The following is a 3,852-nucleotide window of genomic DNA, read 5'->3' on the forward strand; positions in this document are numbered from 1 at the left end:
GGGGCTCCGCCCCGGACCCCGCTGCTCAATCGCCGCAGGGGCTTGATTTGCCCAGGGTTATCAGCCCAAGTTGCGGTAGCGGCCGCGGAAGTACATCAGGGGGCCGCCCTCCGCGCTCGGGAGGGAGGCCGACAGGACGCGGCCGATGACCAGCGTGTGGTCGCCCGCGACCACCGTGTTCTCCGTGCGGCACTCGAGCGTCGCCAACGCCCCACCCACCAACGGCGCCCCCGTGTGCTCCCCACGTACGTACGGAATGTCCTGGAACAGGAGCCGGTCGCTGAGCCGGCCCTTCATGGCGAAGCGGCCGGCGATGTGGCTCTGGGACTCCGAGAGGACCGAGACCGCCCACAGCGGCTGATCGTCCAGGAGGTCGTCCATGCGGGAGCTGTTGCGCAGCGACACCATCACCAGGGGCGGGTCGAGGGAGACGGACATGAAGGCCGTCGCCGTCATGCCCGCGTCCTCGCCGTCCGGCCCGTCGGGGTCGAGCTGCGGCTCGTGCGAGGTCAGCAGGACGACCCCTGCGGCCAGTCGGGACAGGGCGGCGCGGAACTCGTCGTTGCTCACCCCCTCAGCATGACCGGAGGGGGCCGAGTGGGCCGTGGGGGAGGGGACCGAAGTGGCGGTGGACGTCTTCAACACGACTTCAACGCTAGCTCTGCCCCCACGCGCCCCGCATCGGGCCGATGACCGAGGCCGGTCGTAGGACCATGGGCGCGGTTCGTCTTCAGGAAGCGCACAGAAACCACCCAGTAATGAGCCCCAATCCTTCATCTCCTGCTGTGACTTGAGTCACAGGGGCCATAATTTGTTGACCCTGTGTACCGGGTGCACAGCTCGCTGTGATTCAGTGGCGTCGACACTGCTGATGAACGTGCCGCTGCACGTGCGAAGCGAACCGATCCGAATTCTGGAGTGCTGTCGACGTCTCGGGGAGAACTGAGCATGGAGACCGAGTCGGAGCCGTACGTCCGTCTTGCGACCCTGCGTCAGCTGCACGAGGTAATGGCGGACATGAACACCGCCCGCAGTCTGGCCGACACTCTGCAGACCGTCGCGGACGGGGTCGTGAGCGGGCTCGGCTACGAGCTGGCGTGCGTGAACCTCGTACGTCCCGATGGTGACCTGGTCATCGCCGCCTTCGCGGGAAACTCCGCGGCCGAGGCCCTGATCACCGGACGTGTGGGCTCCCGCGCCGCCTGGGACCGCCGCCTTGCCATGGGCAAGAAGTGGGGCGAGCTGCGCTTCATACCGCACACCGAGGGCTGGGTGCTCGACGAGGACGACGTGCCGCAGTGGTTCACCGCGGGCCCGCCGCCCCGTTTCGAGGACGAGTGGCACCCCGCCGACCGCCTCTTCGCCCCCATGCACTCGACGGGCTCGTCCTCCGGCGAACTCATCGGCGTGATCTCGGTCGACCGTCCGCGGGGCGGCCGCATCCCCGGAGCCTGGGGCCGCGAGGCCCTGCAGATGTACGCCTTCCAGGCCGCCATCGCGATCAGCAACGCGCGGCTGCGGTCCAACATGCAGCGCGCCCTGGTCCGCCTGGAGCGCGAGCAGCAGGCGCTGCGGGCCAGCGAGGAAAGCTTCCGGCAGGCCTTCGAGTACGCCCCCTCCGGGATGGCGATCGCCGAGATGGGCGGCGACCAGCACGGCCGGCTCCTGCGGACCAACGACGCGCTGTGCCGCCTCCTCGGCCGCCCGGCATCGGCCATGCGCCGCTACTCGTTCTCCGACCTCGTGCACCCCGAGGACATCGGCACGCTGCTGCGCACCTCCGCCGAGGGCGGCCGTGCCGAGCTGCGCCTCGCCCGCCGCGACGGCACGTACGTCTGGGTGTCCCTGCGCAACTCGGTGGTCGCCGACGCCGCCGACGGGCCGCGCTTCCTGCTCACCCACGTCGAGGACATAGAGGAGCGCAAGCGCCGCGAGCTGCACCTCGCCCACCGCGCCTCGCACGACTCGCTCACCGGACTGCCGAACTCGGCGGAGCTGCGCGCCCGCCTCTCCGCCCGCCTGTGCCGCCGCCCCTACGAGCCGGGCCCCAGCGCCATCGACTCCCTCGACGCGGCCTACGGCGACCACCGGGGCGCTGCCGCCGCGGGCGAGGACGCGGCGGGGATCGGCTTCGACTTCGGCGCGCCCGTCCCGCACCAGTCGAATCTCTACGAGGGGTTCGACGGCTTCGACCACCATGTGCACGTCGCCGCACCCGAGCCCGACGGGGTCACCGGCGCGGACAACGGCACGAAGGGCCTCGCCGTCCTCTTCTGCGACCTCGACGGCTTCAAGTCGATCAACGACAGGTTCGGGCACAACGCGGGCGACGCCGTCCTCATCGAGGTCGCCCGCCGCCTTACCAGCGTCGTACGGGACGGGGACACGGTCGCCCGGCTCGGCGGTGACGAGTTCGTGGTGCTCGCCGACGGGCTGGGCCGCGAGGGCGCCCAGGACCTCGCCGTCAGGTTGCGGAACGCCATCATTCCGCCGATTCGAGTGGAGGGCAGGGCGGTCCGGGTAGGGGCCAGTTTCGGCATCGGCTGGGCCCACTGCGGCATGACGGCCGAGGAAGTGCTGCAATCCGCTGACCAGCGGATGTACGTAGAGAAAAGATCACGCAGTAAGCAGCACAGACGGGCCGGATAGCCCCTACATTGGGCGCGGTCCCGCGGTCCCGGTGAGGTCAAGGCCACGCCGTGGGGTCACTCGCAGCGGGTACCCTCGCCGAGGTAAGCAACGTGTAGGGAGTGATCTGGGATGGCGCCCGGCAACAACAGCGGGAGCACCACGCCCGAGGACGACGATCCGTTCGGCTATCTGTACGCCGACGGACAGGCGGCCGGGGCGACCCCGCCCGAGGGCGCGGGCGGTGGCTACGGCTACCCGAACCCGCGCTCCTCCTACCGGGCCAATCACATCCATACGGTCGGCGAGCGCCAGTACGGGCAGACCCGGCCGACGCAGGCGTACCAGCAGCCGAACGCGCACTACCAGGCTCCGGAGACGATGCCCGGCGGCGGGGTCCCCTCGCAGCCGGGTCCGCCGACGGCGCCGATGCGCGGGGGCGGCCGCGGGCGTGGTCCGAACACGAAGGCGCTCCTGATCGGCGCGGTCGCCGTGGTCGCGGCCGTCGTCATCGGCATCGGCGTCGCCATGCTCAGCAACGACTCGGGTGACGACAAGGGCGAGGCCGGCGGCAAGGCCTCCAGCGGCTCGCAGTCGGTGCAGCCGAGCGAGAAGCCCTCGAAGTCGGCGTCCGCGGCGCCGGTCGACCTGCCCAAGACCGACGCGAAGACCCTGAAGCTGGCGGGTGGCACGTCCACCGCGTCGGACGTGCAGGGCGCGAAGGCGGACGGCGGGGTGTACGTCGCCGGGTTCAACAAGGTGGGCGCGAACCTGACGTGGACCGTCAACAACATTCCGAAGGACGGCGCGTACAGGTTGCACGTCGACTACGGGGTGCCGGGCAAGGACTCGGACGCGACGATCAACGTGAACGGTACGAAGCAGGATCGTCCGCTGAACATGAAGAACTTCGCCGGGGCCAAGGAAGGTGACTGGGAGAAGGGCTGGACGAACACGTGGGCCATTGTTCAGCTCACCAAGGGGACGAACGCGATTACGGTCTCCTGTGAGCAGGGCAACAAGTGCGACGCCAACTTCGACCGCCTGTGGCTCACCCAGAACTGATGCCCCTCACGCCTTCTGGTGATTGAGGCTGCGCCACTCAAGCCCCTGCGGCGATTGAGCCTTTTTCAAGCCCCGCCGGCGATTGAGGCGCGAGGTATGGGGCAGAGCCCCAAGCCCAGCCACGGCTACCCGGCGACCGCCCCGGGGCTCCGCCCCGGG

At 69.9% G+C, this 3,852-nt stretch carries 3 protein-coding genes; 2 read left to right on the forward strand and 1 reads right to left on the reverse strand.

The window, feature by feature from the left end; translation table 11 throughout:
• Positions 1-60 precede the first annotated feature (60 nt).
• Complete coding sequence (locus ABT004_RS36095; RefSeq protein ID WP_451193806.1) at positions 61-645, reverse strand: flavin reductase family protein; 585 nt, start codon at positions 643-645, stop codon at positions 61-63.
• Positions 646-948: 303 nt separating this feature from the next.
• On the opposite strand from ABT004_RS36095, the gene cdgB reads away from it, so the two are divergent.
• Both cdgB and ABT004_RS36105 read left to right on the forward strand, forming a co-directional pair.
• Positions 949-2,649: a diguanylate cyclase CdgB gene (cdgB, locus tag ABT004_RS36100; protein ID WP_351346011.1), complete on the forward strand. Its 1,701-nt coding sequence runs from the start codon at positions 949-951 to the stop codon at positions 2,647-2,649.
• Positions 2,650-2,760: 111 nt separating this feature from the next.
• Positions 2,761-3,693 (forward strand): carbohydrate-binding protein, encoded by a 933-nt coding sequence (locus tag ABT004_RS36105; RefSeq protein ID WP_351346014.1) that lies wholly within the window; start codon positions 2,761-2,763, stop codon positions 3,691-3,693.
• The last annotated feature ends 159 nt before the right edge of the window (positions 3,694-3,852 follow it).

Source organism: Streptomyces sp. NPDC002790 (assembly GCF_040295505.1).
Lineage (GTDB): Bacteria > Actinomycetota > Actinomycetes > Streptomycetales > Streptomycetaceae > Streptomyces.

Bases quoted from the DNA above. Each gene is read 5' to 3' on its own strand.
- cdgB (WP_351346011.1), top strand. From the start codon at position 949: ATGGAGACCGAGTCGGAGCCGTACGTCCGTCTTGCGACCCTGCGTCAG.
- ABT004_RS36105 (WP_351346014.1), top strand. From the start codon at position 2,761: ATGGCGCCCGGCAACAACAGCGGGAGCACCACGCCCGAGGACGACGAT.